The sequence below is a fragment of the Mycobacterium zoologicum genome, assembly GCF_020181635.2.
In the GTDB taxonomy this organism is placed as follows: domain Bacteria; phylum Actinomycetota; class Actinomycetes; order Mycobacteriales; family Mycobacteriaceae; genus Mycobacterium; species Mycobacterium zoologicum.
Genome location: NZ_JAYJJS010000075.1, coordinates 1 through 1,656 on the forward strand (window position 1 = coordinate 1; position 1,656 = coordinate 1,656).

Here is a 1,656-nt window from a genome sequence, read left to right on the forward strand (position 1 = left end):
GGTTCCCCAGAAACGGTGGACATCTGAGATAGCGGGACAGCAGTCCCCTGGACGGATGTTCCTATGTCACGACCGCGGCGATCGTATACCTCTGAGTACAGGGTCGAGGCCGCTCATCGAGTGATCGACGGCAATCGGGCTCTTCCGACTTGATGGGGGTCCTGGGGTGACCGATTCGGATCGTGTCGGTGACTGATTGAGGGCTCGCGCCCTTGTGAACTGGGTGTTCTTCACGCATCCAACACAAGAAGGGCGCGAGCCTTGTCCAACGATAGTTCCTTGCTGCTCGGTCTCGATGGCATCGTCGTCGATGCGGTCCGCGTCGGTCACGATGGTGTCCGGGTGCTCGAGGTCCGCACCGCCCCGGACTGGGTCGGCCGGTGCACGACGTGCCAGACCCGGTCCACTGCCGGCCACCGCGGTTGGGTGATCACCCGACCGCGTGATGTCAAGATGGGGCCAGGACGACCGCTGATGGTGTGGCGGAAGCGGAAATGGCTGTGCACCAACGACTCATGTGAGAAGAAGACGTTCACCGAGGCGACACCAGCGGTCCCACCGCGTGCCCGGATCACGCTACGGGCGAAGACCGAGATGGCCCACGCGGTCCTCGACGATGACCGGTCGGTGGTCGCGGTCGCTGACGCCTACGGCTGCACCTGGAACACCTGCCACGCCGCGGTGGCCACGACCGCCGATGCGGCCCTTGACGGTGAGCCCGAGCCGATCACCGTGCTCGGCATGGATGAGACCCGCCGCGGCAAGGCCCACTACGAGACCGACCCCGACACCGGCGCGCGGATCTGGGTCGACCGCTTCGACACCGGACTGGTCGACATCGCCGGCGCCGGGGGCCTGCTGGTGCAGATCAACGGCCGCTCGGCCAAACCCGTAGCCAACTGGCTCGCTGAGCGTGACCCAGCCTGGCGGGCCGCCATCGACTACGTGGCGATCGATATGTCGAACACCTACGCCAAAGCCGCCCGCGACGCTCTGCCCCACGCCCAGCTGATCGTCGACAAGTTTCACCTGGTCAAACGAGCCAACCAGACCGTTGAGGCGGTGCGCCGGCGCACCACTTGGGACAACCGGGGACGACGGGGCCGCAAAGCCGACGGCGAGTGGCTCAACCGGCGCCGGTTGCTGCGTGCTGCTGAACGTCTCACCGATGACCAGCACGCTCGCCTGGTCGCCGCCCTGGCCGCTGCTGATCCCGCCGGCAACATCCTGGCCGCCTGGATCGCCAAAGAGCTGCTGCGCGACGTGCTGGCCTGCGCTACGACCGGCGGCGCTCGCGCCGACGTCAACGCCGCCCTGTGGCAGTTCTACGACTTCTGCGCCGCCACCGCTGTCCCGGAGATTCACGACCTGGCAAAGACCATCGAAACCTGGCAGGCACCAATGATTCTCGCGATCACCACCGGCCTGACAAATGCCCGCAGTGAAGGCTACAACCGGATCGTCAAGCACGTCGGCCGGACCGCCTTCGGCTTCCGTAACCCCACCAACCAACGCCGCCGAGTACGGTGGGCCTGCACCCGCCAATCACGGCGAGCGCCACTCAGAGCCAGGCGGCTACGCCCCTGCTAACTCGGAAGAGCCGGCAATCGGCGTGTTGCTGATGTTGCCCGCGAACTGGATCTGCACGAGAACCTG

At 66.2% G+C, this 1,656-nt stretch carries 1 pseudogene; it reads left to right on the forward strand.

Annotated features, from left to right (window positions below):
• Positions 1 to 214: 214 nt before the first annotated feature.
• Positions 215 to 1,590: pseudogene (locus K6T84_RS23790) on the forward strand (ISL3 family transposase).
• Positions 1,591 to 1,656 lie beyond the last annotated feature (66 nt).